Below are 25,570 nucleotides of genomic sequence, written 5' to 3'. Positions count from 1 at the left end.
GCCATAGGGAGATAAGGCAGTCGCAAAAATGCCATGGGGATGCAAGCAGATTAGCGCCGAACCGTCATAGTGTGGCGACGAAAGACCCTCGAGGCTGGACAGTGCACAGCGCCTGTGAAAAAGGGAAGCACATGGTTTTCCCCTGCCCTCCCGCTGGTGCCGTGGTCGTCGTATTCGTGTCGCAGCGGCGCAGCGGCGGCGATCAAGGATATGACGAAGCAGCTCAGGCGATGGAGATACTGGCGGCGCGCCAACCCGGCTATCTTGGCTTCGTCGCTGCACGCGGCACCGATGGTGTTGGCATCGCGGTCAGCTATTGGACCGATGATGCGGCCGCGCAGGCGTGGCGCGACGAACCTGCACATGCCCGCATTCGTGAAATGGGACGCACCGGTTGGTATGACAGCTATGCGCTTGCTGTTGCCGCCGTCGAGCGCAGCTATGATTGGCAGCGCGAGCCAGCATGAGCGCGGTTGCGAAATCCATCCCCAATGACCGGATGGCGGTACTTTTCTGTGTGATGCTGGTGGCGGCGGCAGGCAATACCGCGATGCAGTCGATCCTGCCCGCGATCGGCGCGAAATTGCATATTCCCGACGTGTGGGTCAGCATGGCGTTCAGCTGGTCGGCGCTGTTGTGGGTGATCACCGCGCCGCGCTGGGCCCGCCAGTCCGACCGGCGTGGGCGCAAAGCGTTGATGGCATTGGGGGTCACCGGCTTTGCGCTATCGATGGCGCTATGCGGCTTCACAATCTGGGCCGGTCTGTCGGGGTGGCTGACGGCGGGGGTAACATTCATCCTTTTTGCCGCATGCCGGAGCTTGTATGGCGGTTTCGGATCAGCTGCGCCACCGGCTGTCCAGGCCTATGTTGCTGCACGCACCGAGTCCGGCGAACGCACGCAGGCACTTTCACTAGTTTCCTCGTCCTTTGGGCTAGGGACAGTGATTGGCCCGGCGATTGCACCGCTGTTCATTCTTCCCATTTTCGGGCTGGCCGCGCCGATGCTGGTGTTCGCGCTGATTGGTGTGGCGGTTCTGATCGCACTGCGCTGGCGGCTGCCCGACGATCTGCCGCGCTTTGAAGTGCGCGGGGTCGTGGCGACCTATCCCACATCTGCCAGCGTTGCTTCTTTGGCCGACGATGAAGATACGCCCAGCGACGGGACACCGCGCGTGCGTTTGGCCTGGAATGACCCCCGCACCAAGCCATGGATGCTGGCGGGGTTTATCGGCGGACAAGCCCAGGCAATGATTTTGGGCGTTGTCGGTTTTCTGATCCTCGACCGGTTGGGGTTGCGGCTGCGTCCTGACGAAGCTGCCGACCCAACCGGCGTTGTGCTGATGGCGGGTGCCTTTGCCTCCTTGCTTGCGCAGTGGGGGTTGATCCCGATTCTTAAGCCAGGACCGCGCTTTGCCGTTCTTGGTGGTTCCGCATTGGCAGCGGCCGGCGCGGTGATGGTTGGGCTTGCAAGCGATTTACACGCTATCGTGATCGGGTTTGCGCTGGCGTCACTGGGTTTTGGACTGTTTCGCCCCGGATTTACCGCAGGAGCGTCGCTCGCTGTGCCGCGCCGTGACCAGGGAAGTGTTGCGGGAATGACTGCCTCAATCAACGGCTCCGCTTATATCGTGTCGCCGGCCATCGGTGTACTCATCTATGGCTGGAATCCACTTGCGGCCTTCGGCCTGATGGCGCTGCTCTGCATCTCTCTGGTGATGTGGGGATGGAAGGCGCTCGAAGACCCGCTAGATGACTAGCGCGACGCATGCTCTGCCGGGTCGTGCTTGCTATCGCGCACTGGCTTGAGCTGGCCAGGTCCGAAGAATCCCATTGGCTCCAGCTTCAGGGCATTTTGCTTAATTGCGCCCTGAACCTTCTCATACTCTCTCTCCATCGCTTCGGTCACCGAGGCGTGGGTATCGGCCAGTGCTGCTTCAAAGTCGGCCATCGAAATCAGCTTTGCGGAACTGGACTGCTGGATGGCCCGCAATCCTGCGCGGCGGATCATATCGTCGAGGTCAGCGGCGGTGAAACGATGCGTTAGCGCCGCCAGCACTGACAAATCGACATCCTTTGCCAGCTTTACCGCGGCGGTCTGGATCGCCAGAATCGTTGCGCGGCCCGTTGTATCCGGCACGGGCACATAGATGAGCTCATCAAGCCGTCCGGGCCGCAGCAGCGCCGGATCGATACTGTTCGGGCGGCTCGTTGACGCCACAAGCACAACATTGTCACTGTGCCACAGCCGGTCGAGCTCAACCAGTAATGTGTTGACCAGTGTCTCGTTACGTTGCGGTTCGGGGCAGTTCGGGACGCGCGCCGGGGCGAGCAGCTCCAGCTCGTCAACAAACAAAATTGCGGGGGCAATCGAGCGCACCGCGCCAAAAGCAGTGCGCAGCGCGTCGCTACTTCCCTCTTCCCCAGCCGCCAGCACTTCAGGCGCGCTGTGCTGGACAAGTGCAGCCCCTGCGGCCTCTGCCGCAGTACGCAACAACAGCGCCTTGCCGGCCCCTGGCGGACCATAAAGCAGTATCCCGCGTGCCGGGCGGACACCCAATTTGGCGAGTGCAGGGCCGTGGCGCAGCGGCGTCACCAATGTTTCAATCAGCTTGTCGCGCGCGGCATCAACGCCGCCCACCTTTGCCCAAATGTCCGTATCAGGGTGAGGATTGCTATCCATCCTGCCAAGCTAGAGCCTCGCTATGGCATTGCAACCGCCTTGGATGGGGCGCTTTGGGCAGTCCCGACGGTAAAAAATGCCGCACTGCACAATAAACTTGGCAACGTTGCCCCGCTCATGTCATGTTGACGTTCATAAACGGGAGAAGACATGGGCCGCCTACCGCCGCTCAGCAGCATGGAAGCCTTTATGGAAGTCGCACGGCTTGGCACAGTCAAGGCGGCGGCGACCGAGCTTGGCCTGTCGATGCCCGCGCTGTCGCGGCGCATCCAGACACTGGAACATCGCGTTGGCCGCCCACTGTTCGACCGCCATCATCATGGGCTGCGCTTGACCGAGGCGGGACGTCGCCTGCACGAGGAACTAACCCCGGTGCTTGAGGAGCTGCGCACTATCCTGCGCAACACTGCCGCACCCGACGCGACGCTGCGGCTGCACCTAAACGTTTTGCCTCTGTTTGCACAGCAACGCTTGTTCCCGCGGCTTCCCGAACTTCGCAGGCTCCACCCGCAGTTGCACATCGACATTGAAACCCTGTCCCATGGCGAAGCGCGCCTGTCCGAGGGGATCGACGCCGCGATTGCCCTGGCGCGGGCCATCGATCCCGCGCTCTACGCGGTGCGCCTTGATCAGGATCAAGTATTCCCAATCGCGTCTCGTAGCCTGATCGAGGGCAATGAAAAAATCACCGTGCCCGAACATTTGCAGCGGGCAACCGTGCTGCTGCACCGCGAAATGCCAGAGACGTTCAACGAGTGGAAAAACGCCATCGGCATGCCCTATCTCGAACCGCAGGCGATCGATTATTTCGACAGCGGGCCGCTGATGCTAGAAGCGGCGGCGCAAGGCGTTGGCGTCGCCTTCATGCACGGCCACCACTTCGATGATGCCAACGACGAGCGGTTGGTGCGGCTGTTCGATTTCAATGTCGACAGCCCCTACAGCTATTGGTTCGTGTGCCGCCCGCGCGCGATGCGGCAGCCCGCGGTGAAGCTGTTCCATGATTGGCTGGTCGCGGCGAAGATCTAAACCAAAGCCTCGTCATCCCGGACTTGATCCGGGATAACAAGCCACGGTGGCCTGTTGTCCCGAAACAAGTTCGGGACGACGAAAATGCGGGTTACTAACTCCGGAAAATGGTGCTGCTGGACAGGATTGAACTGTCGACCTCGTCATTACCAATGACGCGCTCTACCACTGAGCTACAGCAGCGTAACCATGACCCAGCCAACCAAGCGGCGTGGGCAGGCGCGGCCTATGGCGTTGAGGCCTGCCGCTGTCAAGCCATGCAGGCTTGACGAAACCGGCTATAGCGCGTCATTCGCCGGATATGGCCCAACCCCCTGCCCCATCCGACAAGGAGCGCGAAGAGCGACTGGCCCAGGCGCTGCGCGAAAATCTGCGCAAACGAAAAGAACAGGCGCGCGGGAAGCCCGATCCTAAAGCAGGTCAACCGTAACGGTCACCGCGTCGCCTGCGACCAGCTCCTCGGCTTTGCGGACCGCCGCCTTGACCGGCAGGAACCAGCCACCGCTGGCCTTGTCAGGAAAAATCGACGTGTCCCATTGGGTGTCGCCAATGGCCGCGCGCACCTTCAGCGATCCCCAGCCGCGCTTCGGCCCACCCTCCATCCGCCGCATCAGCGCGGTGGCGTGGATGTCATCGGCAGCTTGGCCGCTGATGGTCAGGAAATGCCACGACGACGCGCCCTTGTCGCTGTTCCAGATCCAAATGGTGGCGGTGACGGTGTAGGATTCGGTCATGAATCCTCCCCGAGCAGGCTCGGGGAGGATTTCATTTCGCCACCACCCGCCGCACCGGCACCGGGATATTGCAAATGTCCGCACCCCCGGCGGGCACATTGAAAAACGGATCGCGCCGGTTCGCGCGCGCGTCGGCATATTTCGCGAAACTCGCACTTTCAGTCGACAGATATTCAAAGGCGGGCAAATCGGCGATCTCGGTGCCAATACGCACTGAAAGGATCGGCACGCGCTCCACTTCCGTCTCATAAAACCCCAGCGTCCCGGTGCCGCGCGGCAGGCTGGACAGATGCTCAACCCCCTCGATCACCCGCCCGACCAGCGCGATATTGCGGTCGAGGTGGCGCGGGGCGTGACCGATGACGGCGTAAAGCTCGGCGCCGCTTCCGGTGTCAGGCGACAGATTGCGGCCTACGCCGACCATGCCATAGCAGTGGACGGGCCAAGCTCGTGTCGCATCCCAGCCTATCGGCCAAGCCGATTTAAATCCAACGTGGTGCGCGTAGTTTTTATCTTGTAGCCAGGAAAACCATGTAGCGAATCCGGATGAGCGCGGAGTTTGATACTCACTCTCCGGTATCTCTACCAAACCCTCTGGCAATGCCTTCTTCTCGGTCGCGTCGCCCCATTGGACGACATAATTGTCCTGCACCCGGTTGACGCTGGCGCCGTCCCACCATTTCGCCGCCGCAAGTTTGCGGATGTTGCCGATCCACCCCTGGCTGAACGGTGCAGGCATCAGCTGGATGACGACGCGGCGCGCCCCGCGCGCACCCGGCGCGAGGTCCATCACCAGCAGGTCCGACGGCGCGATGGCGGTCCAGTCGCTGGCCGGAGCAGCTGCGACGATTTCGCCGGGGGATGGCGCGGGGGGTGGCGGAGTTTGGGCCATGCCAACCGACACCGCAAACGCGGCTACACCCAATGCCAGCATCAGTTTCTTCATACCCTGCCCTCTGTCCACAACCACCCCCTCCCCCATAACCGTCCACCCTGAGCTTGTCGAAGGGTCGTTCTTTCTTGGCGCCATTGAAAGGAAGGACGGTGCTTCGACAAGCTCAGCACAGACGGGTTGGGGGTCGACACGGGCTCACCCTTGCCAGCGTGGGTTCATCGCATTAGGGCGCACCGTTCCAAGCAATGCGGAGCGGTGGCCGAGTGGTCGAAGGCGCTCGCCTGGAAAGTGAGTATGGGTCAAAAGCCCATCGAGGGTTCGAATCCCTCCCGCTCCGCCATTCGACCAGCGCAAGGACTCCCATGACATTCGACGAAGTCATCCTCGGCCGCCGCAGTATCCGGGGCTACAAGCCCGATCCCGTGCCGCGCGAGCTGATCGAGGAAATCCTGGCCCTCGCCATGCGCGCGCCCTCGTCGATGAACACCCAGCCGTATAATTTCTACGTCATCACCGGCGAGCCGCTCGACCGCATTCGCGCCGGCAATACCGAACGCATGGTCGCCGGCGTGCCGCAAAGCCGGGAGTTTCGGCAGGGCCAACCCTTCACCGGGGTGCACCGCGAGCGCCAGATTTTCGTCGCCAAGCAGCTGTTCGCCGAAATGGGCATCGCCCGCGACGATGCGGCGGCGCGGCAGGACTGGGTGCTGCGCGGCTTCCGCCAGTTTGACGCGCCTGTGTGCATCATCATCACCTATGACAAGGTCTGCGACGGCAGCGACGACACCCCGTTCGATTGCGGCGCCGTGGCAACCGCGCTGGTCAACGCGGCTTGGTCACGCGGGCTGGGCACCGTGATCAACAGTCAGGGCATCATGCAATCGCCGGTGGTGCGCGAACATGCCGGAATCGCCGACGATCAGGTCATCATGAAGAGCATCGCGCTGGGCTGGCCCGATTTCAGCTTCCCCGCAAATGCTGTCGTGTCCGAACGCAAATCCGTGGCGGAAGCGGCAACTTTCGTCGGCTTCTGAATCGGCAATATCGTCACATTGCTGTCATCGCCGCCCTGTCCTAACGAAGGACGGGAATCGGAGCGGGCAAATGATTGACGCGAGCGAGAATATCACCAGCAACCCACGCATCGCCGAAGGCGTGGTGACGATGAACGAAATCATCGAAGCGCGGCTGTCGCGCCGCGCAATGGTTGGCGGACTTGGTGCTTTGGCTTTGGCGGGCTGCGCGAATGGCGAGACCAGCAATGTTGCGCTCTCCGCCCCGGCCACGCCGCCGCCGTTCAACTTCCCCGAAATATCGCGCGGCATGGATGAAACGCATCATGTCGCGGCGGGATATCGCGCCGACATCCTGATCCGCTGGGGCGATCCATTGTTCGCCGACAGTCCCGCGTTCGATCCGCTGAACCAGTCGGCAGCAAGTCAGCGGCGTCAGTTCGGCTATAACAACGACTTCCTCGGCTATACTCCGCTGGGAAAGGGCGATGCCGACGAACGCGGCCTGTTGTGCGTCAATCATGAATATAGCTCGACGACCCTAATGCTGCCCGGCGTTGCCACAACCTATCCCAAATCGATGACGCGCGAGCTGTGCGCCATCGAAATGGCCGCGCACGGCGGCAGCGTGGTCGAGGTGGCGCGCAAGGGCGACAAATGGTCGGTCGTGCGCGGTTCCAAATACAACCGCCGCGTCACCGCCGATACGACGCCGATGACCATCAGCGGCCCTGCCGCTGGACATCCGCGCATGCGCACCAGCGCCGATCCGGCGGGAACCACCGTGTCGGGCATGATGAATAATTGCGCCGGCGGGATGACGCCATGGGGTACCTGGCTGTCGGCGGAAGAGAATATCAACGGCAATTTTCTGGGCGACCTGCCTGCGGGACATCCCGAGGCCGCGAACCACAAGCGCATGGGCCTGCCCGGCAGTTGGTATCAGTGGGGGCGGTTTGACGACCGCTACAACCTCGCCAAAGAACCCAATGAGCCCAACCGCTTCGGCTGGATTGTCGAAATCGACCCGCTTGATCCCATGTCCACGCCCAAAAAGCGCACCGCCTTGGGCCGGTTCAAGCATGAAGGCTGCGAAACCGTGGTCGCGCCCGACGGCCGCGTGGTCATTTATATGGGTGACGACCAGCGCTTCGACTATGTCTATAAATTCGTCACCGCAGGCCGATTCGATGCCAAGAATCGCGCCGCCAACCGGAATTTGCTCGACCAAGGCACCCTTTATGTCGCGCGCTTTGATGCCGATGGCACTGTCGCGTGGCTGCCGCTGGTCCAAGGTTTCGGCCCGCTTACACCAGCCAACGGTTTCGCCAGCCAAGCGGATGTCGTGATCGAAGCGCGCCGCGCAGGCGATCTGCTCGGAGCAACGCCAATGGACCGGCCCGAGGATGTCGAGCCCGACCCACGCACCGGGCGCGTGTGGGTGATGCTGACCAATAACAGTCGCCGCACCGCAGGTCAGGTTAACGCCGCCAACCCGCGTGCCGACAATAAGTTCGGGCACATCATCGAAATCCGCGAACCCGACGGCGATTTCACTGCGACCAGCTCGCGTTGGGAAATCCTTGTACGCTGCGGCGACCCTGCCGACCCGGCGGTGGGCGCGACGTGGAACGGCAGCACCTCGCCCGACGGCTGGCTCGGCAGCCCCGACAATTGCGCATTGGATGCAAAAGGGCGGCTGTGGGTATCGACCGACGGCAATGATGCGACGGGTGCGGCGGACGGTCTGTGGGCCATTGGCACCGACGGCGGCGACCGGGCCACCGGGCGGCATTTCTTCCGCTGTCCGGTTGGGGCAGAACTATGCGGGCCGCGCTTCACCCCGGGCGGTGATACGCTGTTCGTCGCGGTGCAGCATCCCGGCGACGGCGATGACGACAACCCAGCGACCTTTGAAAAGCCGACAACGCGGTGGCCCGATTTCCAACCCGCGTCACCGCCGCGCCCCAGTGTAGTTGCAATCCGGCGCGAGGATGGCGGACCGATTGGCGGCTGAGCATGTCATGCAGGCGATGCAGGTCAGCGCGCTGCTGCCCGACTATGGCGGCTGCGCATTAGCGGACATTGCGGTGCCCGAACCAGCACCGGGCGAGGTGCGGATTGCCGTGCGCGCCGCTGCGATCAATTTTCCCGACCTGTTGATGACACGCGGCGAATATCAGTTCAAACCCGACCTGCCCTTTGTCGCCGGGATCGAATGTTCGGGTGTGATCGATGCTGTCGGTACCGGCGTCGATCCTGCGCGGGTCGGCGAAGCCGTAGTCGCGGGCAACCGGTCAGGCTGCATGGCCCAATATGTTTGCGTTCGCGCCACTACGGCGCGACCCAAACCCGCGACGCTCGATTGGGCACAAGGCGCAGCATTTGGCGCGACTTACCTGACGGCGTGGGTCGCACTGGTGCGGCGGGCGCTGGTGCAACCCGGCGAATGGGTGCTGGTGCATGGCGCAGCTGGCGGCGTGGGTCTGGCCTGCGTCGATCTGGCGCAGCATCTGGGGGCGCGCGTAATCGCCGCCAGTGCTTCAGCAGAAAAACGTGCGGCCATTGCCGGCCTATATGCTCCGAACGCGGTCATCGACAGCGCGCCGGGTTTCCGCCAGGTGGTGCAGGACATTACGGGTGGTACCGGAGCCAATGTCATCTTCGACCCGGTCGGCGGCGACATATTCGACGAAAGCTGCCGCTGCATTGCGTTCGACGGACGCCTGCTGGTGGTCGGTTTCACGTCGGGCCGCATCCCGACCGTCAACGCCAACATTCCGCTGATCAAGGGCTTTTCGGTGCTGGGGGTGCGCGCGGGCGAATATGGGCGGCGTTTTCCAGAGCGCGGGGCGGAGAATCTGGCAGCGATCGACGCGCTGGCGGCATCGGGTGCGATCCGCCCGCATGTCCACGCCGCACTCCCGCTGAGGGAATGGCGCGAAGGGTTTGCAATGCTCGACGAGCGGAAGGTAGTGGGTAAAGTGGTGCTGCTCCCGTGGAGCTGACTCTGTCATTGCGAGCGTAGCCAAGTAATCCAGCGCGGATTGCCACTCCCTAGCTTGCTTCGCGTCGCTCGCAATGACGCGCTGTATTTAGGACTTCTGCCAGACCCTATAGTTGCCCTCGCCTGCAACAATCACCCCGCCCGTCCCCACCGGCTCCACCTTTCCATCGGTCAGAAACGCCACCATGGCTGCATCGCCTGCATCGACATGGGCCAGCGTCCGAGCGCCTTCTGGCGTTCGCGCGACCACCACGCCCGCCCGGGGCACGCCGTCGCGGGCATAAAAGACCGTGAAGGTTTCGATTGTCGCCAGCCCGACATAGGCCTCATCCAGCGGCGGGATGGCTTCGCGCGCCGCATCCGCTTCGGCCTGATAGTCAAAATCCTGTGGGAATTGCGCTGCCGCGATCGGCTGGTTTGCCAAGACAATGCAATGATTGTCGGTGGCAAAGCCGCCATTGGCGAACAGGAAACCAGCGCGACCTTCGTGGCGCAACCGTTCCACCATCGAAACGACGGCATGGCTCATGTAATTGGCAATCGGCCCACCGCCAAAGGTCAGCCCGCCAAACACGGTCGCGGGGCGATTGACTGGCCAGTCCAGTGTGCGCCGCGCCATTTTGGGAACGCACGGAAAACAGCTGTAAAGTTCCACGAAGTCAAAATCCGTCGCCGTCGTCTGGTTTAACTGCAGTGTGCGGCGGATTGCGGTGTCCATGCTGACCGAGCGGTCATACCGGTCGCGCTTCAAAATGCTGCCCGCTTCCTTCGCCGCAGCCCCCATGCCGACATAGATGATGCGGCTTTCGGGCACACCGCGACGCCGTGCTTCGGCCAGACTCGCGACGATAAACCCCGCACCCTGGTTGACCGAAGCATTGGCAACCATCAGCTTGTTATAAGGGAAAGCGATAGGGCGATTGCCCTCCCCGCTGGCCAGCACCGCCTCGGGGGTAACCGCCTTGCGGATCCAGGCGCCATCATTTTTCGCCGCCACTTGGCTCATTTGCGACCAGATGGCGGCGCTTTCGGCCTGTGCCTCGGCAAGACTCTGACCGTAAGCCGCACGCCCGGCATTTTCATACAGCGGATAAACGTCAACCGGCGCGATCAGCCCGTGTACTTGCGCATAATTGGGCTCTTGCCGCGTCGCTACTTTGCGGATCTCGCTATAGCTGCGATCTTCGCCTGTCGCCGCTTTGGCCGCGCGCCCGGCGGCGGTGCGCAGTGCTTCGGCTCCTACGATGGCGGCCAGCCGGATTTCGCCCCCACCAATGCGATTGGCGGCCTCGTTTAACAGCCGGATCGGCGTGTCGCCGTGCGGTGCTTCGGACTGGTAATTGACGGCAGGCGTCACCCCAATGGCGGCAGCAAGCGGTTCGCACAGCTTGCCCAGGTGGCGAAAGCTGATCTGATCAACAATGGCGAGGCTGTCGAGATCGCCCAGCAATGGCCCAACCCCGGCGTCGGCTTCCGCCGCGCGCAAGGCCGCAACCATCAGCCCCAACGAATCAAGACCGTCATCGGGGTCTGCAGGCCGATCGTTGACCTGACCGCCCGCAATGATGACGGGGATATGTTCAGGGTCGGTCATGGGCATTGCGGCGTGCTCCTCGCCCTTGCCATGCCCTGCACTTTACGCGAACGTCAAGTCACCGGTGGCGGCGGCGCGCCCCTGACCAGCAGCAGATACATCACCGGCGTGACCACGCGCGACAGCAGCGTCGACGACACCAGCCCGCCGATTATCACCCATGCGAGCGGTGAGAACAGCCCCGACCCTGACAAGGCAAGCGGCAACAAGCCGCCAATCGCCGTCACGCTGGTTAGCAGAACCGGCAGGAATCGCACCTCGCCCGCACGCTCGATCGCCTCACGCAATTCGACGCCCTGCTGGCGTAGCTGGGTGGTGAAATCGACCAGCAAAATGCTGTTCTTGATCTCGATGCCGATCAGCGCAACAAAGCCGATCAGCGCGTTATAACTCAGGCTGTTCCCGGTCAGCAGCAGCGCAATCAGCCCTCCGAACATGCCGAGCGGAATCACCCCCGCCACCACCAGCGTTTCGCGGAACCGGCCAAACTCCAGTACCAGCACCATCAGCACACCGAACAAGGCAAGCATCACAATGGGTCCCATGCCAGCAAAGCTGTTCGCCGACGCTTTCGCTTCGCCGCCAACCTCGAAACGATAGCCCGGCGGCAAGGCGATGCTATCCAGCCGGTTGTAAAAGTCGCGGCTGACCCGGCTGTTGAGGACGCCGGTCTCGATATAGGCTGAAATGCTGTTCGAGCGCTGCTGCTGATACCGGCTGATTTGCGCCGGAGCACTCGCCAGATAGGGGGTGCTGATTTGGGACAGCGGCACGATGCCACCGTTGTTGCTGGGCACATAGATGCGCTCCAGCGCTGACACCGTCTGAAAATCGGCACGCGGCAACCGTGTCACCACATCAAAACTGTCGCCCTCGGCATCGCGGAAACGGCCCGATGTTTCGCCCGCCAGCGACAGCCGCGTCACACGCCGCACCGTCCCCGGCGCGATGCCCAGCAAGGCGGCACGATCGCTGTCGACGCCCAGATTAAGGTCGATCCGGTCCACCGCCAGCGGGTTTTGCACATCGCGCGTACCCGGCGTCTCGCGCATCAATTTCTCGACCCGCGCCGACAGGCTGCGAATGGTGTCGAGGTCGGTGCCCACGACCGAGACCGAAATCGGCGCTTCGATCGGCGGGCCATTCTGAAACTGGCGCAGCACGATGCGTGCGTCGGGATAGGCGTCGAACTTGACGCGCAGCCGGTTGTACATCGCAACGGTATCGTCGCCCTTGAACTTTTCGATGATGCCCAGGACATTGCCAATGTTCGTTGCCTCCGCCTCGTCGCGGACATTGTAAAATACCTGCGGATTGCCCCGCCCGACATTGGCGAGGCGGCGGACGATGTCCTGCTCCTTGGCCATCGCGTCTTCGACGTAACGGATTGCGCGATCGGTGCGCATCAGCGACGAGCCTTGCGGCGTTTCGACATCGACCAGGAAATAGGTCGCGTCGGCAGGCGGAAACAGGCTCGACCCTATCACCGGCACCAGTCCCAGCGCGCCGAAACACAGTGCCATCGACAAGGTCAGCGCACGGCGCGGATGCGTCAGCGACAGGTGCAACACCGGCGCATAGAAACGGTGGATCAACCCCTGCACTGCCTGCAGGAATCGGTTGCCCTCTGGCGCTTCGTGCAACGGCAAGATGCGCGCCGCCAGAAATGGCACAATGGTCATGGAGATAATGTAAGAAGCGAGCACCGTCATCAGCACCGCCAGCGGTAGTGACCGGGTGAACTTCCCAGCGCCCTCGGGCAGGAACACCAGCGGCAGAAAGGCAAAAACCAGCGTCGCGGTGCAGCCCAGCACGGCCACCGCAATTTCTTTCGTGCCGTCGATCGCAGCCTGCGTGCGTTCCTTGCCCATCCGCAAGTGCCGCGCGATATTTTCCGTCACAACGATGCTGTCGTCGACCAACAACCCCAGCGCGACAATGAAACCCGTGATGGCCAGCTGGTTGAGCGTGAAGCCCAAGAGCTGCATGGCGAACAGCCCCATCAGCAAGCTCAAGGGTATCGACACCATCACCACCGCCGCGGCGCGCGGCCCCAGCGGCAGCAGCGTGATCAGCACCAGCAGCACGGCAATGGAGAAATCGCGGGCCAACACGGTCAGTTTGGCGCGGACGTCCAAGCTCTGGTCAAAAACCAGTTCGATCTGCATGTCTGGCGGCAAAGTCGCGCGATACGCTTCGACCGTCGCCATCACCGCGTCGCGCACTTTGCGGACGTCACGGTTGTCCTTTTGCGTGGCGGTCAGCCATATCGCCTGCTTGCCGTTGAAGCGCGCTACATGGCTCGCTTCGGCTGGCTTCCAGCTGACCGATGCAACATCCGCGACGCGTACGACACGGCCATCTACCGCACGCACCGGCACATCGCGGACTTCATCAAGCGAACGAAATGCGCCGTCGGTCTTAACGTTGAAGCGGCTACCACCGGACTGCACGGCGCCGGGTGGCAGATCAGCCCCGGCGGTGCGCAGCGCATCGGCGACCGCGGTCACTGCAATTCCCGCCTGCGCCAACCGCGTTGCGTCGATATCTACCATAACCTGTGGGCGGGCGAGACCGTAAACGCGCGCGTTGCGTACCCCGTCGACTTTGTTGATTTCATCGCGCAGGTCGTCGGCATATTTCTCGATCCGGCGAGGCGATGCGCCGTTGCTCACCAACGCGAGCTGAACCACCGCGCTTTCAGTGGTGCGAACCTTGCGAAACTCAAGCCGCGCCAAGGATGACGGGAGCTGACTGCGTATCGCGTTTACCTCACGCACCACTCCGTCATAGTTCTTTTCGGTGTCGCTGCCCCAGTCAAACTCGGCGATGATGGTCGCGAAGCCGTCACCCGAAGTGGACTGAATTTCCTCAATGTCGTCGAGCCCCCGCAGTACATCCTCGATGGGCTTGGCAATGGTCTGTTCCATATCGGCCGGATCAGCACCCGGCTGCGCAGCAAGGATTACCGTGACTGGGATGGGAAAATGCGGGTCAACAGACCGCGGGATTGTGTTTAGCGCGGTGATACCCAATGCCGCCATCAGCGCAAAGGCAACCAAGGTGATCTGCCACCGCGTGATGGCAAAATCGATCAATTTCACGGCGCGCTATCCGGCTGCGGAGCAACGGTTACGCCTGCCCGGATGCGCGACAGGCCCTTGCTCACCACCTTTTCGCCGGGCGAGAGGCCGCTAAGCACCTCAATCGCGCGATTGTCTACACGGCCGGTCGTGATGCGGCGGACAATCGCCTTATTGTCTCCATCGACAACATAAACAAAGGCCTCGCCCGCACGTGCTTGGAAAACCGCACTAGCCGGAATTTCGAGCGCGCCTGACCGGTCTGTGGCTGGCAAGCGGGCCTCACCGATCATCCCGGACCGCAATCCGGCGAGCGGTGGCAAAGCCAGTTCGGCTTCAAAGGTGCCTGTGCGCGCATCACCACGTCCACCCAACTCGATGACCCGCGCCGCCATCGGCTTGTTCCCTAAAGCTGGCAACTGCACCGTCGCCACCTGACCCACCCGCAATGCAGCAAGCTGGCTGTCGGTTACTGCCACGCGTAGGACTAGACCTTCGCCGGCTTGGCTGACCGTAAGTACCGGCGTACCTGCAGCGACAATCTGTCCTGGCTCAGCGGACCGTGCGAGTACAACACCAGCGCCTGGAGCCGTGATTCGTGCGTAACGCTGTGCAAAACCGCTCGACGCACTATTTGAACGAGCGGCACTGGCGGCGGCCTCAGCGGATTCGACGCGCGCCTTGGTTACCCAGCCTTTGGCAAACAATTCGCGCTGCCGCGCCAGCTCAGCATCGGCGCGGACCTGTTCGGCGCGGCTGGCCGCAACACCGGCATTGACCTCAACCATGTCAAGCTGGGCCAGCAATTGCCCGGCAGCGACTCGGTCGCCTTCATTCACCAATATGCGAGTCACCCTTCCCGCGACGACAAAAGCCAGACTGGCTTCTTGGCGCGCACGGACCGTGCCGCTGACCAAGGCTCCTTCACCATCCAAAGCACGGCCCACAGTAGCCACCGCGACCGGCACTGGCTTTGCCGCCTGCTGCTGTGGTTGTGCATCGGTATCCGCGCAGGCTGCCAGCAGCAGCGAGCCTGCGGCAGCAAAAATGACCAGGGCGGTGGCGCGCATGCATCACTCCAGGAAAAGGGGGAGAGCGAGTGAGTCGCAAGATTACTATACTCAGCGGTTTACAAATGCTAGATGGCTTTTTTATGGGCAAAAAAGTGCGACAAGTCCCGGTGGGCCGCCCCCCGGACCCAGCCAAGCGCGCTGCCATATTGGTGGCGGCGCAAGAACTGTTTGCGCAGCTTGGCTTCTCGTCGACATCGATGGATGCGGTGGCCCGCCGCGCGGGCACGTCAAAGCTGACCGCCTATCGTCATTTTGGTTCGAAAGACCGGCTGTTTGCTGAAGCGGTCACCGCACGCTGCGCGGCGATGCTCGGCCATTTTGACACTGACATTCCGGGACACGGCAACCCACGCGACGCGCTCATTGCCTTTGGCCATGCTTTTCTAGGACTCATCCTTCACGCAGAGGCGCTTGCCGTGCACAGACTGGTCGTCGCCGAGCGCGAGCGCGCACCGCAACTTGGGCCATTGTTTCACGATGCCGCCATCTTGCCCACGCAGGACCGGCTGGCGCTTTTGATCACGCGGTTGGGCCTCGAGGTGGAAGACCCCGCCACCGCAGCCACCGATCTTTTAGCCCTGTGGCGGTCAAAGCCGATGCTGGCGGTGGAAATGGGGCTAACGCGTTGGGACGAGGCGGCGCTTGCCGCACATATCGAGCGGATGGTTGACTTGTGCCTCGCGGGATGGCGCGGCCTCAACCGTGCGGACGGATAAGATATTTCTCCCCGGTACGCTTGGCCTCATAGGCCTGTAGCGTGGCCACATCGAGCGCCTGTTCCAGCGTCACCCGGTGGCTGTAGTGGCTTTTGAAGGTGGTCGTAAGCTCATCAACAACGCGCTGGCGCATCCTGCCAACAGTTTCCATGCCTGCTTTCTGCATGAACGGTGTCAGCAGAAAGCCTGAAATGGACCAAGAGAAGCCGAAACTGCGGTTGAAACTGGTGGGGCCAAGGTCAAGCGCGCCATAGATATAGAGCTGTTTGAAAGTATCGCTGCCATAACGGCTATAGCTCGCCATGCGCGCGACAGCGGCCTGCTCCATCGCCGCCAATATCTGACCGCCCAGCGATCCACCGCCAATGGCGTCAAACGCTATGGTCGCGCCGGTTTCGGTGAGGGCTGCGACCAGGTCATTGCGAAAATTCTCGCTGCTACTGTCCAGCACATGCTGCGCGCCAATCCCCTTTAGCAGTTCGACCTGCGCTGGTGTGCGAACGATGTTAACGAGCGGAATGCCGTCCTTCGAACAAATCTTGACCAGCATTTGCCCAAGGTTGGACGCGGCGGCGGTGTGAACGATGGCGCTGTGCCCTTCGGCCTTCATCACCTCGGTAAAAGCGAGCGAGGTCAACGGATTGACGAAACAGGATGCACCATCCTCAGGGTCGGTACCGTCAGGCAGGACCATACACATCTGCACCGGCAAACAGCGATATTCGGCATACATCGCTCCACCCAGCAGCGCGACGGTCTTGCCGAGAAGCGCCTGCGCGTCGGGATTGCTACCCGTTGCAACGACCACACCACAGCCTTCATTGCCGATGGGCATCGCTTCGTTCATCCGTCCCGCCATGGCGCGAAGCCCTGCGGCCCCCACTGGCGCGGTGACGAGCGGCAAACCATCGCGCGTTCCAGCTACCGCCTGTTTCACATCGCCGGCGCCAACCAGCAAGCCTAGGTCCGACGGGTTGATCGGCGCAGCCAGCACCTTGACCAGCACCTCGTGCGGCTTTGGCTCGGGCATAGGCAGCCGCGCCAGACTGATTTCCAGCGTACCGCTATCCTTGATTTCGGACAGCATGGTCAGGTTGGTGGCAAGCAAATCGGTCATGAATATGATCCTTCAGGAAGCGGCAGTAATGCGGTTGGAAACCAGATTGTCGACCACCGATGGGTCGGCAAGTGTCGAGGTGTCGCCCAGATTGCCCACGTCATTTTCGGCGATCTTGCGCAGGATACGGCGCATGATCTTGCCGCTGCGAGTCTTGGGCAGCCCCGGCGCAAACTGGATGGCGTCGGGCGTCGCAATGGGCCCAATTTCATGGCGCACCCATTTTTTCAGCTCGGCTCGCAGTTCTTCGCTATCGGGCTCGCCCGCGTTTAGCGTGACATAGGCGTAAATGCCCTGCCCTTTGATTTCGTGTGGCATGCCGACGACCGCAGCCTCGGCAACCTTGGCGTGGGCAACCAGCGCGCTCTCGACTTCGGCGGTGCCCATGCGGTGCCCCGACACATTGATGACATCATCAACGCGGCCCGTAATCCAGTAATAGCCATCCTCGTCGCGGCGACAGCCATCACCGGTGAAATATTTCCCCGGATAGGTGGTGAAAAAGGTCTGGAAAAAGCGCTCATGGTCGCCCCACACGGTACGCATCTGCCCCGGCCAGCTGCCTGTCAGGCACAGATTACCGCTCGCCGCTCCCTCCAGCACCGCACCGTCGGCATCCACCAGCTGCGGGAACACGCCGGGCAAGGGCCGCGTCGCACTACCGGGCTTGAGCGGGGTTGCCGCGGGCAAGGGCGCGATCAGCGCGCCGCCGGTCTCGGTCTGCCACCAGGTGTCGACGATAGGGCAGCGCCGCTCCCCGACAACGCGGTGGTACCACTCCCACGCCTCGGGATTGATCGGCTCGCCCACTGTGCCCAGTAGCCGGATTGACGTACGGCGGTGTTTCTGCACATGCGCGTCGCCTTCGCGCATCAACGCGCGAAGGGCCGTCGGCGCTGTGTAGAAGATGTTAACGCCCAGCCGGTCGCACGTTTCCCAAAAGCGCCCATGATCGGGGTAGTTGGGCACGCCATCGAACATCACGGTCGTCGCGCCATTCGCCAGCGGGCCATAGACGACATAGCTGTGTCCGGTCACCCAACCGACATCGGCGGTGCACCAGAAGACTTCGCCTTCACGGTAATCGAACACTTCGGCAAAGGTTTTGGCGACCCACAGCAGATAGCCCGCCGTGGTGTGCAGTACCCCCTTGGGCTTTCCTGTCGAACCCGAAGTGTAAAGGATGAACAGCGGGTCCTCGGCCCCCATGGGCTCGGGCGGGCAATCGGCGGGCACCGCCGCGCGTGCCTCAGCATAAGCGACGTCGCGCCCGGCGACCATCGGCACTTCGGCCCCAGTGCGCGCAACGACGATGACTGTATCCACGGACGGACATTGCGCCAGCGCCGCATCGACATTGGCTTTCAGCGGGATCGTCTTGCCGCCACGTACGCCCTCGTCCGCCGTTATGACCAGCCGCGAGTCGCAATCCTGAATCCTTCCCGCCAGACTGTCCGGCGAAAAGCCGCCGAACACCACGCTGTGGATCGCGCCGATACGCGTGCAGGCCAACATCGCCACCGCTGCTTCGGGAATCATCGGCATATACAGAGTGACGCGGTCGCCCTTCGCCACCCCGCGCGATTTCAGCACATTGGCAAAGCGGCACACTTCGGCATGCAGCTCGCGATAGGTCAGCGTCCGTCCTTCGCCCGGCTGATCCCCTTCAAAAATGATCGCGGTCTGGTCGCCGCGCGCCGCCAGATGGCGGTCGAGGCAATTGGCCGAAACGTTGAGCACGCCGTCGTCAAACCAGCGGATGCGGAAGTCGGCCTCGTTAAAGCTGCAATCGCTGACGCGGCTGAACGGCTGCATCCAGTCAAGGCGCTTTGCCTCGCGCCGCCAATAATAGTCTGGGTTGTCGCGCGCCTCAGCATAGGCGCGGTGATAATCGGCCTCTGTCAGCGACTGCGGCAAAGCAAAGCCCGGCGGCACCGGATAGACGGGTTCACCCATGATGAGCTCCACTCCCTCGTTGACGTTCACGTAAAGCAGCCGCTAGCGTCCAAGGCAACAGCTTAGGGAGAGAATTATGGCCGGTCCACTTGCAGGCATCCGCATCGTCGAATTTGCGGGCATCGGCCCCGCTCCCTTTTGCGGGATGATGCTGGCCGATCATGGAGCAGAAGTGATCCGCATTGACCGCCCCGGCGCGCACCTCGACCCGCGCGATCCGCTGTTGCGCGGGCGCAAGTCGGTGGTGCTGGACATGAAGCAGCCGGACGCGGTCATTATCGCGCGTGATCTGTGCAAGTCCGCTCACGGCCTGATCGAAGGCTTCCGTCCCGGCGTGATGGAGCGGCTCGGCCTTGGCCCCGATGTGCTGCTCGCAGACAATCCCGCGCTGGTTTATGGCCGCATGACCGGTTGGGGGCAGTTTGGCCCTTATGCGCAGGCCGCCGGGCACGACATCAACTATATCGCGCTGTCGGGCACGCTCCACACCGTCGGGCGTCAGGGCGAACGCCCGGTGCCGCCGGTCAATTACATCGGTGATTTCGGCGGGGGCGGGATGATGCTGGCGTTCGGCATGGCGGCCGCCTTGCTCCACGCCCAGCGGAGCGGCGTGGGCCAGGTGATTGACTGCGCGATGACCGACGGATCGGCCACCTTGTCGGCCATGACCTGGGGCTTTTACGGCACGGGTCGCTGGCGCGACGAGCCGGGGGTCAATCTGCTCGATGGCGCGGCCCATTTCTATGACACCTATGTTTGTAGCGACGGCAAGTTCATCTCGATCGGGTCAATCGAGCCGCAATTTTATGCATTGCTACGCGAAAAGACTGGACTGGCCACCGATCCCGATTTTGACCCGCAAATGGACCCTTCGCGATGGCCCGCACTCAAGGCCAAGTTGACTGCGCTGTTCGCCAGCCAGCCCCGCGACCATTGGTGCAAGCTGATGGAGGCGACGGACGTCTGTTTCGCCCCCGTTTTGTCGCTGGCGGAAGCGCCGCAACACCCGCACAATGTGGCGCGGGAAACTTTTATCGAGGTCGGTGGCGTGACCCAGCCGGCACCTACCCCGCGCTATTCGGGAACGGTTTCCGATCGCCCCGCACCGCCGCCCGCCGCGGGGAGCGATGGTACGGCGCTGCTGTCAGAGTTGGGGTACGATGCAGCGCGGATTGCGGCACTGAAGGCGACGGGCGCAACGAAATAACTGTCATTGCGAGCGAAGCGAATCAAACCAGAGTGGCGCAAAGTCGCCCCTAGATTGCTTCGTCGCTCCGCTCCTCGCAATGACGGAAACCTAATCCCCCCGCGCTGTCATCTCGGCCCACAAGCCGACGCCGCCCAGCGCCACCACCTGCTCACCCAGCACGCGCGACCAATGCGCGTCATTGCCCCCTTCGCTGCGCCAGCGCATCAGCGCGGTGGTGTAACGGTGCAGCGGATAGTCCGCAGTAAAACCGATCGCGCCGTGCATCTGGTGCGCAATCGCGGTACCCACACCGATGGCACGATTGGTGCGCAGTTTCGCCGCCGCCACCTCAAACCGCGCCGCATCCAAGTTGCCATCGACACGGTCAAGCCGGTCGGCCAGCGCAAAGGCCGCAACGTCAACTGCCGCCACTTCGCACGCCAGCTGCGCCAGTGCCTGCTGCACCGACTGAAACTTGGCAAGTGTCCGCCCGAATTGTTCGCGCGTGTTGACATGGTCGACGGCGAGTTCCAGCGCCTTGCCCAGTGCACCGGCGCTGAGCGCGACATTGGCAAAGGCGCGCCACCCCTGCAGCGCCAGCCGCTCGCCCAGCACTGACTCGGCCACCGGCAGCGCAGGATCCATGCCACCCGCGATCCGCAACACCGCCGTGACATCACCCCAATCCCCGCCAAAGCCACCAGCGGACTCTGCCACCAGCAGCAAGTCAAAGCCCGCCTCGGCCAGCGCCTCTTCCCGCCCCTCGGTAAACACCGCGCGGGCAGTATCGCAAAGCATGTCACGGGCGGCACTCATCGCAGGCCCAGCCCGCGCGCGATGATGCCGCGCACTATCTCACGCGTCCCGCCGCGCAGCGAAAAGCTGGGGCTGGCGATAAGCAAGGCGCGCAGCACGCCCGCCAATTCGCTGCTATCCGCCCATTCCATGTCCAGCAGCGCCTGCACCCGGCGCGGCATATCCTGTTCGAACGCGTTACCCAATTCCTTGACGACGCACGCCTCGACCATTGGATCGCCGCCTATCGCCAGCTTGGCTGCCGTTGATCGTGACAGGTTGCGCAGTGTCCATAGCTCGGCGGTCAGATCGCCCACCAATGACGTCAATGCGGCACTGCCGTGCGCCGCTTCAATCAGCGCGACCAGCAGCGCATGGCTCGAAAGATAGCGCTCCGGGCCGGAGCGTTCGAGCGCCAGTTCGGCGGTAACCTGCGCCCACCCCTGCGCGCGCGTGCCCACCAGCGCGTCGTGCGGCACAAGCACATCGTCAAAGAATATCTCGTTGAAATCGGTTCGCCCGGCCATGTCGGTTATGGGGCGCACGGTGATGCCCGGCGTGTCCATGTCGATCAGCAGCTGCGACAACCCCGCATTGCGCTCGCTGCCCTCGTCGGTGCGTACCAGCGCAAGGATGACATGGCTGATATGCGCGCCAGTGGTCCATAGTTTCTGGCCATTGACGCGCCAGCCCTCGGCCGTTTCGCGTGCCGTCGTGCGCACCGCTGCCAAGTCAGACCCCGCCTGCGGTTCGGACAGTCCGATGCAGGCGAAGCATTCGCCACGCGCCATCGCGGGCAGATAGCGTTCGCGCTGCGCCTCGGTCCCGTATTTCAGCAGCAGCGGCCCGGTTTGCCGATCAGCGATCCAATGCGCCCCCACCGGCGCACCCGCCGCCAGCAACTCCTCGATTACGACATAGCGCGCCAGCGGATGCGCCTCGTGCCCGCCATAGCGCACGGGCCAGGTCATGCCGAGATAGCCCGCTGCGCCCAGCTTGCGACTAAAATCCGTATCAAACTCGGCCCAGCAATTGGCTCGCCGCGCCGCGCTTGTTGCTGGCTGATGCTCAGCCAGCCAGCCGCGCAGGTTGGCACGCAGCGGGCCGGCATCGTCCGGCAAATCAAAGCGGTGGAAATCGAACGCTTGCGTCACCCCGCTGCCATGCAATAGCCTTCCCGAGTAGGAAAGGATTTTCGCGCATGACAGGATTTCTGAACGTCGATCGGCGCGGGCGCATCGCCATCCTGACCATGGCCAAGCCTGAAAGCATGAACGCCATCGGCACGCATCAGGATTGCGAGGATATTGTAGCCGCGCTCGGCGCGCTGAACGCGGATCGCGGCGTCAGCGCCATAATCCTTACCGGCAGTGGCAAGGCCTTCAGCGCGGGCGGCAACCTGAAAGCCATGGCGGCGCGGACCGGCATTGGTGTGCTGGACCAGCCCGACAGCACACGCGCCAATTACCGGCAGGGCGTGCAGCGCGTTATCCGCGCATTGATGGACTGCGAAATCCCCATGATCGCGGCGGTGAACGGTCATGCCATTGGCCTTGGCTGCGATCTTGCCTGCACCTGCGATATCCGCATTGCGGGCCAAAGTGCGCAGTTCGCGTGCAGCTTCATCAAGGTCGGGATTGTTCCCGGCGATGGCGGCGCGTGGATCCTGCAGCGCATCTTGGGCTATTCGCGCGCGGCGGAGCTGTTCCTGACCGGCGACCGTTTCGATGCCGCGACCGCCAAGGATTATGGCTTGGTGAGCGAAGTGGTTCCCGACGACCAGTTGCTCGACCGCGCCATCGCCATTGCCGACCGCATTGTGTGCAACCCGCCGCGCGCACTGCGCTTGACCAAGCGGCTGCTGCGCGAGGCGCAGCACAGCCGTCTGTCCGACATCCTCGAACTCAGCGCTGCCTATCAGGCGATTGCGCATGAAACCGCAGACAATGCCGAAGCCATCGCTGCCTTTGTCGAAAAGCGGCCACCGGTGTTTACGGGGGATTAGCGATGGACGAAACGCGCATCTTGCCGCTCACCGGCGTCCATAATTTCCGGGACTATGGTGGCTATGCCACGGAAAGCGGCGGGCGGCTGCGGCGCGGAATATTGTGGCGCTCGGCGCACCATGAACAGGCGAGCGATGAAGATTTGGCCGCCATCGACGGACTCGGCATCGATACAGTCGTTGACCTGCGCGGCGATGACGAACGCGCCGCGCATCCGTGCCGCCGCAGCAATAATTTTGCCGCGCGCGTGATGTTCGCGCCGGGCAATACGGCGGGCCTTGCGCCGCACCTCGCCGCCGCGAAGGCGCATATCACCGCCGAGGTGGCGCGCGAACGGATGATAGCGACCTATGAAAACATGCCGCATCGTCCGGTGCTGGTGGAATCGCTCAAACTCTATCTCGCCGCGCTCGCTGAATATGACAGCCCCAGCTTGGTCCACTGCGTCGCTGGCAAGGACCGCACAGGCTTTGCCGTCGCACTCGTCCACCGCTTGCTGGGGGTGCATGAGGATGACGTCATGTCCGACTATCTGCTGACCAATGTCGCCGGACGGATCGAGGAACGCATCGATCAGGGCGCGCGGGTGATCCGGGCCAACTATGGTCAAGACATTCAAGACGATGCGATCCGCACGCTGATGATGGTCAGCCCTGCGTATCTGGATGCCGCCTTTGCCGCGATGCGCGAACGGCATGGGTCGCTGGCGCAATATGCCGAAGATGTGCTGGGCATGACCCCCGAGATGCACGACGCGATGCGGGACCGGCTGGTGGAGTAGGCCGCTGCTTATGGAGCCGCAGGCGCCACCATCATTGGCAGCTCCTCGGTGCGCCACTTCACCACCTCGCCGCCCTTGATCACCGCGCGCACATTTTCCAGCGTGCGCACATTGGCCAGCGGATCATCGTCCACCGCGACAATATCGGCAAAGCGCCCCACAGCAATTGCGCCGACATCGCCTTCGCGCCCCAGCGCCTGTGCGGCGTTGCGCGTCGCGGCCTGAATGGCTTCCAGCGGGGTCATTCCATATTCGACCATCACGCGGAATTGTTTCCCGATTTCGCCATGCGGCATCACCCCAGCGTCACTGGCAAACACCATGCGCACACCCGCTTTATGGGCTTTGCGAAAATTGTCGCGCTGGATCTGGGCAATCTCACGGTCCTTGCGCAGATTATCCTCGAGCACACCGTTCTTTGCGCCCTCGGCCTGCGTATATTCGGTGTTATAGATATCCATCGAGAACCATACCGGTCGCGCGCGCGCGACCGCCATTTTGATGCCCTCATCGTCAACCAAACTCGCATGTTCGATCGTGTCGATGCCCGCCGCGATAGCCGCACGGATGCCACTTGCCCCATGCGCGTGCGCGGCGGTGCGGATGCCCCACTGTTGGGCCTCGTCAGCGATGGCCTTGAGTTCAGCGACGCTCAGCTGCTGTTGACCCGGTTCGGTGTTGCGCGAAAAAACCCCGCCGGTGGCGCACACCTTGATCACCTCGGCGCCATATTTGCGCTGGCGACGCACCTGATATTTCAGCTCCTCCGGCGTGTCGCCGATCCCCTCTTCCTTGCGCGGATTTTCCAGGCTGGGCGGCAGAAAGGTCGAATCGCAATGTCCGCCCGTCGCGCCCAGCGCATAGCCCGCCGGCACGATCCGCGGTCCTACTGCATAGCCCGCATCAATCGCCTGTTTGAGGCCAATGTCATTGCGGTTGTCCGACCCGACATTGCGCACCGTGGTGAAACCGGCATCGAGCATCGCGCGCGCATTGCCCACCGCGGTCATGCCCCAGAAACTGTCGGTAAACTCGAGCCCGCGATAGCCGCCGATGTCGGCAGGGCCATCCAAATGCACATGCATGTCGATCAGGCCGGGCAGGAGTATTTTCCCGCTGAGGTCAAAGTGCCGCACATCGCTGCCCCAGCGCACCGTGCGCGCGTCCGCAATGTTCGTGATGCGGCCATCGCTACCCACAAAGATGGCGGGATATTCGACGACCTTGCCAGTCAGCACATCGATCATGCGGTCGGCAGTGATGACCGTTTGCGCCGCTGCGGGGGCGGCAATGGCGCCGATTAGCGCGAATACCAAAACCCGCAGAAAACTGCGCAACTTCACTCTGACTTGCATGGTATCCGCCCTTCCCCTGTTACCGCGCGATGAGAGTGGCAAACGCAGGGCATGTAGGAAAGCGAAATCTGGTTACTGCTGCTGGTGTCGCCGCGTCTGCTTTAGCTGCCCTTCCGGCCAAAGCCCGGACGCGGCGGTGGCGACGGTGCAGGGTCCATCGGCGGCCCATCGGCTTCGCCGGCAGTATCACGCCGCGCCATATAGCGCGCAAAGGCGGCATCGGCATCGAAAGCCTCGTCGCCTGCCATTGATGACGCAGGACCTGCCCCTTGCCGTTCGTTACGCGTCGTTACCCAATCAGCACCCAGCAGAAAACGCAGCACCACGATGATTGGCTTAATCGAAAACAGCGCGACCAGCAGGCCAAGGCCAGCAACGGTCGGGCCCAGACCGATACCGACGATACCCGCGATGTTGCCGCCCCCGACACCGTTGAAATACCACAGAAAGCCGCCGAAGTAGAGGGCAGGCAGAAGGCTGAGAATGAAGGTCAGCAATGTGGGCGATTGCGCGTTTCGACTGCTCATGGTTCACGTCCCCGGAAA

The 25,570-nt window shown here is 62.7% G+C and carries 22 protein-coding genes and 2 tRNA genes; 11 read left to right on the top strand and 13 right to left on the bottom strand.

Annotated features, from left to right (window positions below; genetic code table 11):
- Positions 1-131: 131 nt before the first annotated feature.
- Entirely contained in the window at positions 132-467 is a 336-nt protein-coding gene (locus AC2TC0_RS09255; RefSeq protein WP_484717215.1) for an antibiotic biosynthesis monooxygenase family protein, read from the top strand.
- Entirely contained in the window at positions 464-1,759 is a 1,296-nt protein-coding gene (locus tag AC2TC0_RS09250) for an MFS transporter (protein WP_484717214.1), read from the top strand. The genes AC2TC0_RS09255 and AC2TC0_RS09250 overlap by 4 nt, the downstream gene beginning before the upstream one ends.
- Here the strand turns inward: AC2TC0_RS09250 and AC2TC0_RS09245 are convergent.
- Positions 1,756-2,682: an AAA family ATPase gene (locus AC2TC0_RS09245; RefSeq protein WP_484717213.1), complete on the bottom strand. Its 927-nt coding sequence runs from the start codon at positions 2,680-2,682 to the stop codon at positions 1,756-1,758. The genes AC2TC0_RS09250 and AC2TC0_RS09245 overlap by 4 nt on opposite strands.
- Before the next feature lie 150 nt (positions 2,683-2,832).
- On the opposite strand from AC2TC0_RS09245, the gene AC2TC0_RS09240 reads away from it, so the two are divergent.
- Positions 2,833-3,711, top strand: coding sequence for a LysR substrate-binding domain-containing protein (locus AC2TC0_RS09240; protein WP_484717212.1), 879 nt, complete (start codon positions 2,833-2,835; stop codon positions 3,709-3,711).
- A 108-nt stretch (positions 3,712-3,819) separates the two neighbouring features.
- On the opposite strand, the gene AC2TC0_RS09235 is transcribed toward AC2TC0_RS09240, so the two are convergent.
- From AC2TC0_RS09235 to AC2TC0_RS09225, 3 genes are all read right to left on the bottom strand, one after another.
- Positions 3,820-3,894 (bottom strand) — tRNA-Thr (locus AC2TC0_RS09235).
- A gap of 227 nt (positions 3,895-4,121) precedes the next feature.
- Positions 4,122-4,445 (bottom strand): DUF1905 domain-containing protein, encoded by a 324-nt coding sequence (locus AC2TC0_RS09230; protein ID WP_484717211.1) that lies wholly within the window; start codon positions 4,443-4,445, stop codon positions 4,122-4,124.
- 31 nt (positions 4,446-4,476) lie between these two features.
- Positions 4,477-5,391 carry a peptidylprolyl isomerase gene (locus AC2TC0_RS09225; protein ID WP_484717210.1) on the bottom strand — a complete coding sequence of 305 codons (915 nt, stop codon included), beginning with the start codon at positions 5,389-5,391 and terminating at the stop codon, positions 4,477-4,479.
- 198 nt (positions 5,392-5,589) lie between these two features.
- Between AC2TC0_RS09225 and AC2TC0_RS09220 the strand changes: the two genes are divergently transcribed.
- From AC2TC0_RS09220 to AC2TC0_RS09205, 4 genes are all read left to right on the top strand, one after another.
- Positions 5,590-5,680, top strand: a tRNA-Ser gene (locus AC2TC0_RS09220).
- Between the two features lie 22 nt (positions 5,681-5,702).
- A complete protein-coding gene (locus AC2TC0_RS09215) occupies positions 5,703-6,374 on the top strand; it encodes a nitroreductase (RefSeq protein WP_484717209.1) in 672 nt (223 codons plus the stop codon).
- Between the two features lie 70 nt (positions 6,375-6,444).
- Positions 6,445-8,370, top strand: coding sequence for a PhoX family protein (locus tag AC2TC0_RS09210; protein WP_484717208.1), 1,926 nt, complete (start codon positions 6,445-6,447; stop codon positions 8,368-8,370).
- Positions 8,371-8,377: 7 nt separating this feature from the next.
- Positions 8,378-9,361 (top strand): NADPH:quinone oxidoreductase family protein, encoded by a 984-nt coding sequence (locus AC2TC0_RS09205; RefSeq protein ID WP_484717488.1) that lies wholly within the window; start codon positions 8,378-8,380, stop codon positions 9,359-9,361.
- A gap of 87 nt (positions 9,362-9,448) precedes the next feature.
- On the opposite strand, the gene AC2TC0_RS09200 is transcribed toward AC2TC0_RS09205, so the two are convergent.
- Genes AC2TC0_RS09200 through AC2TC0_RS09190 form a run of 3 tightly spaced genes read right to left on the bottom strand, consistent with a single transcriptional unit; the run spans position 9,449 to position 15,107 of the window.
- On the bottom strand, positions 9,449-10,960 hold the full coding sequence (locus AC2TC0_RS09200; RefSeq protein WP_484717207.1) for an acetyl-CoA acetyltransferase: 1,512 nt from the start codon (positions 10,958-10,960) through the stop codon (positions 9,449-9,451).
- Between the two features lie 47 nt (positions 10,961-11,007).
- Positions 11,008-14,058, bottom strand: coding sequence for an efflux RND transporter permease subunit (locus AC2TC0_RS09195; RefSeq protein WP_484717206.1), 3,051 nt, complete (start codon positions 14,056-14,058; stop codon positions 11,008-11,010).
- Positions 14,055-15,107: an efflux RND transporter periplasmic adaptor subunit gene (locus AC2TC0_RS09190; RefSeq protein WP_484717205.1), complete on the bottom strand. Its 1,053-nt coding sequence runs from the start codon at positions 15,105-15,107 to the stop codon at positions 14,055-14,057. The genes AC2TC0_RS09195 and AC2TC0_RS09190 overlap by 4 nt, the downstream gene beginning before the upstream one ends.
- A 110-nt stretch (positions 15,108-15,217) precedes the next feature.
- Here AC2TC0_RS09190 and AC2TC0_RS09185 point away from each other — a divergent pair, with 110 nt between their 5' ends.
- Positions 15,218-15,826, top strand: a complete 609-nt coding sequence (locus tag AC2TC0_RS09185; RefSeq protein WP_484717204.1) for a TetR/AcrR family transcriptional regulator — start codon at positions 15,218-15,220, stop codon at positions 15,824-15,826.
- Here AC2TC0_RS09185 and AC2TC0_RS09180 read toward each other — a convergent pair.
- A complete protein-coding gene (locus AC2TC0_RS09180; RefSeq protein ID WP_484717203.1) occupies positions 15,807-16,943 on the bottom strand; it encodes a zinc-binding dehydrogenase in 1,137 nt (378 codons plus the stop codon). The two genes, AC2TC0_RS09185 and AC2TC0_RS09180, sit on opposite strands and share 20 nt — an antisense overlap.
- A gap of 12 nt (positions 16,944-16,955) precedes the next feature.
- Positions 16,956-18,899 (bottom strand): acetate--CoA ligase, encoded by a 1,944-nt coding sequence (acs, locus tag AC2TC0_RS09175; protein ID WP_484717202.1) that lies wholly within the window; start codon positions 18,897-18,899, stop codon positions 16,956-16,958.
- Positions 18,900-18,975: 76 nt separating this feature from the next.
- Between acs and AC2TC0_RS09170 the strand changes: the two genes are divergently transcribed.
- A complete protein-coding gene (locus tag AC2TC0_RS09170; protein WP_484717201.1) occupies positions 18,976-20,106 on the top strand; it encodes a CaiB/BaiF CoA transferase family protein in 1,131 nt (376 codons plus the stop codon).
- Positions 20,107-20,196: 90 nt separating this feature from the next.
- Here AC2TC0_RS09170 and AC2TC0_RS09165 read toward each other — a convergent pair whose 3' ends face one another.
- Together AC2TC0_RS09165 and AC2TC0_RS09160 are read right to left on the bottom strand one after the other, a co-directional pair.
- Positions 20,197-20,904 carry an acyl-CoA dehydrogenase family protein gene (locus AC2TC0_RS09165; RefSeq protein ID WP_484717200.1) on the bottom strand — a complete coding sequence of 236 codons (708 nt, stop codon included), beginning with the start codon at positions 20,902-20,904 and terminating at the stop codon, positions 20,197-20,199.
- Complete coding sequence (locus AC2TC0_RS09160; RefSeq protein ID WP_484717199.1) at positions 20,901-22,037, bottom strand: acyl-CoA dehydrogenase family protein; 1,137 nt, start codon at positions 22,035-22,037, stop codon at positions 20,901-20,903. The genes AC2TC0_RS09165 and AC2TC0_RS09160 overlap by 4 nt, the downstream gene beginning before the upstream one ends.
- A 47-nt stretch (positions 22,038-22,084) precedes the next feature.
- Between AC2TC0_RS09160 and AC2TC0_RS09155 the strand changes: the two genes are divergently transcribed.
- Positions 22,085-22,888: a crotonase/enoyl-CoA hydratase family protein gene (locus tag AC2TC0_RS09155; RefSeq protein WP_484717198.1), complete on the top strand. Its 804-nt coding sequence runs from the start codon at positions 22,085-22,087 to the stop codon at positions 22,886-22,888.
- 2 nt (positions 22,889-22,890) lie between these two features.
- Positions 22,891-23,670, top strand: coding sequence for a tyrosine-protein phosphatase (locus AC2TC0_RS09150; protein ID WP_484717197.1), 780 nt, complete (start codon positions 22,891-22,893; stop codon positions 23,668-23,670).
- Positions 23,671-23,678: 8 nt separating this feature from the next.
- On the opposite strand, the gene AC2TC0_RS09145 is transcribed toward AC2TC0_RS09150, so the two are convergent.
- Both AC2TC0_RS09145 and AC2TC0_RS09140 read right to left on the bottom strand, forming a co-directional pair.
- Positions 23,679-25,025: a Xaa-Pro dipeptidase gene (locus AC2TC0_RS09145; RefSeq protein WP_484717196.1), complete on the bottom strand. Its 1,347-nt coding sequence runs from the start codon at positions 25,023-25,025 to the stop codon at positions 23,679-23,681.
- 101 nt (positions 25,026-25,126) lie between these two features.
- Entirely contained in the window at positions 25,127-25,552 is a 426-nt protein-coding gene (locus AC2TC0_RS09140; RefSeq protein ID WP_484717195.1) for a hypothetical protein, read from the bottom strand.
- Between the last annotated feature and the right edge of the window lie 18 nt (positions 25,553-25,570).

The organism is Sphingopyxis sp. sgz302558, from assembly GCF_057220455.1.
Note: the sequence above shows the minus strand (reverse complement) of the source record. Positions and strands in the feature narration are given on the sequence as shown.

Excerpts from the sequence above, each read along its gene's own strand:
- AC2TC0_RS09255 (WP_484717215.1), top strand. The coding sequence starts at position 132 with ATGGTTTTCCCCTGCCCTCCCGCTGGTGCCGTGGTCGTCGTATTCGTG.
- AC2TC0_RS09250 (WP_484717214.1), top strand. The coding sequence starts at position 464 with ATGAGCGCGGTTGCGAAATCCATCCCCAATGACCGGATGGCGGTACTT.
- AC2TC0_RS09245 (WP_484717213.1), bottom strand. The coding sequence starts at position 2,682 with ATGGATAGCAATCCTCACCCTGATACGGACATTTGGGCAAAGGTGGGC.
- AC2TC0_RS09240 (WP_484717212.1), top strand. The coding sequence starts at position 2,833 with ATGGGCCGCCTACCGCCGCTCAGCAGCATGGAAGCCTTTATGGAAGTC.
- AC2TC0_RS09230 (WP_484717211.1), bottom strand. The coding sequence starts at position 4,445 with ATGACCGAATCCTACACCGTCACCGCCACCATTTGGATCTGGAACAGC.
- AC2TC0_RS09225 (WP_484717210.1), bottom strand. The coding sequence starts at position 5,391 with ATGAAGAAACTGATGCTGGCATTGGGTGTAGCCGCGTTTGCGGTGTCG.
- AC2TC0_RS09215 (WP_484717209.1), top strand. The coding sequence starts at position 5,703 with ATGACATTCGACGAAGTCATCCTCGGCCGCCGCAGTATCCGGGGCTAC.
- AC2TC0_RS09210 (WP_484717208.1), top strand. The coding sequence starts at position 6,445 with ATGATTGACGCGAGCGAGAATATCACCAGCAACCCACGCATCGCCGAA.
- AC2TC0_RS09205 (WP_484717488.1), top strand. The coding sequence starts at position 8,378 with ATGCAGGCGATGCAGGTCAGCGCGCTGCTGCCCGACTATGGCGGCTGC.
- AC2TC0_RS09200 (WP_484717207.1), bottom strand. The coding sequence starts at position 10,960 with ATGCCCATGACCGACCCTGAACATATCCCCGTCATCATTGCGGGCGGT.
- AC2TC0_RS09190 (WP_484717205.1), bottom strand. The coding sequence starts at position 15,107 with ATGCGCGCCACCGCCCTGGTCATTTTTGCTGCCGCAGGCTCGCTGCTG.
- AC2TC0_RS09180 (WP_484717203.1), bottom strand. The coding sequence starts at position 16,943 with ATGACCGATTTGCTTGCCACCAACCTGACCATGCTGTCCGAAATCAAG.
- acs (WP_484717202.1), bottom strand. The coding sequence starts at position 18,899 with ATGGGTGAACCCGTCTATCCGGTGCCGCCGGGCTTTGCTTTGCCGCAG.
- AC2TC0_RS09170 (WP_484717201.1), top strand. The coding sequence starts at position 18,976 with ATGGCCGGTCCACTTGCAGGCATCCGCATCGTCGAATTTGCGGGCATC.
- AC2TC0_RS09165 (WP_484717200.1), bottom strand. The coding sequence starts at position 20,904 with ATGAGTGCCGCCCGTGACATGCTTTGCGATACTGCCCGCGCGGTGTTT.
- AC2TC0_RS09155 (WP_484717198.1), top strand. The coding sequence starts at position 22,085 with ATGACAGGATTTCTGAACGTCGATCGGCGCGGGCGCATCGCCATCCTG.
- AC2TC0_RS09150 (WP_484717197.1), top strand. The coding sequence starts at position 22,891 with ATGGACGAAACGCGCATCTTGCCGCTCACCGGCGTCCATAATTTCCGG.
- AC2TC0_RS09145 (WP_484717196.1), bottom strand. The coding sequence starts at position 25,025 with ATGCAAGTCAGAGTGAAGTTGCGCAGTTTTCTGCGGGTTTTGGTATTC.
- AC2TC0_RS09140 (WP_484717195.1), bottom strand. The coding sequence starts at position 25,552 with ATGAGCAGTCGAAACGCGCAATCGCCCACATTGCTGACCTTCATTCTC.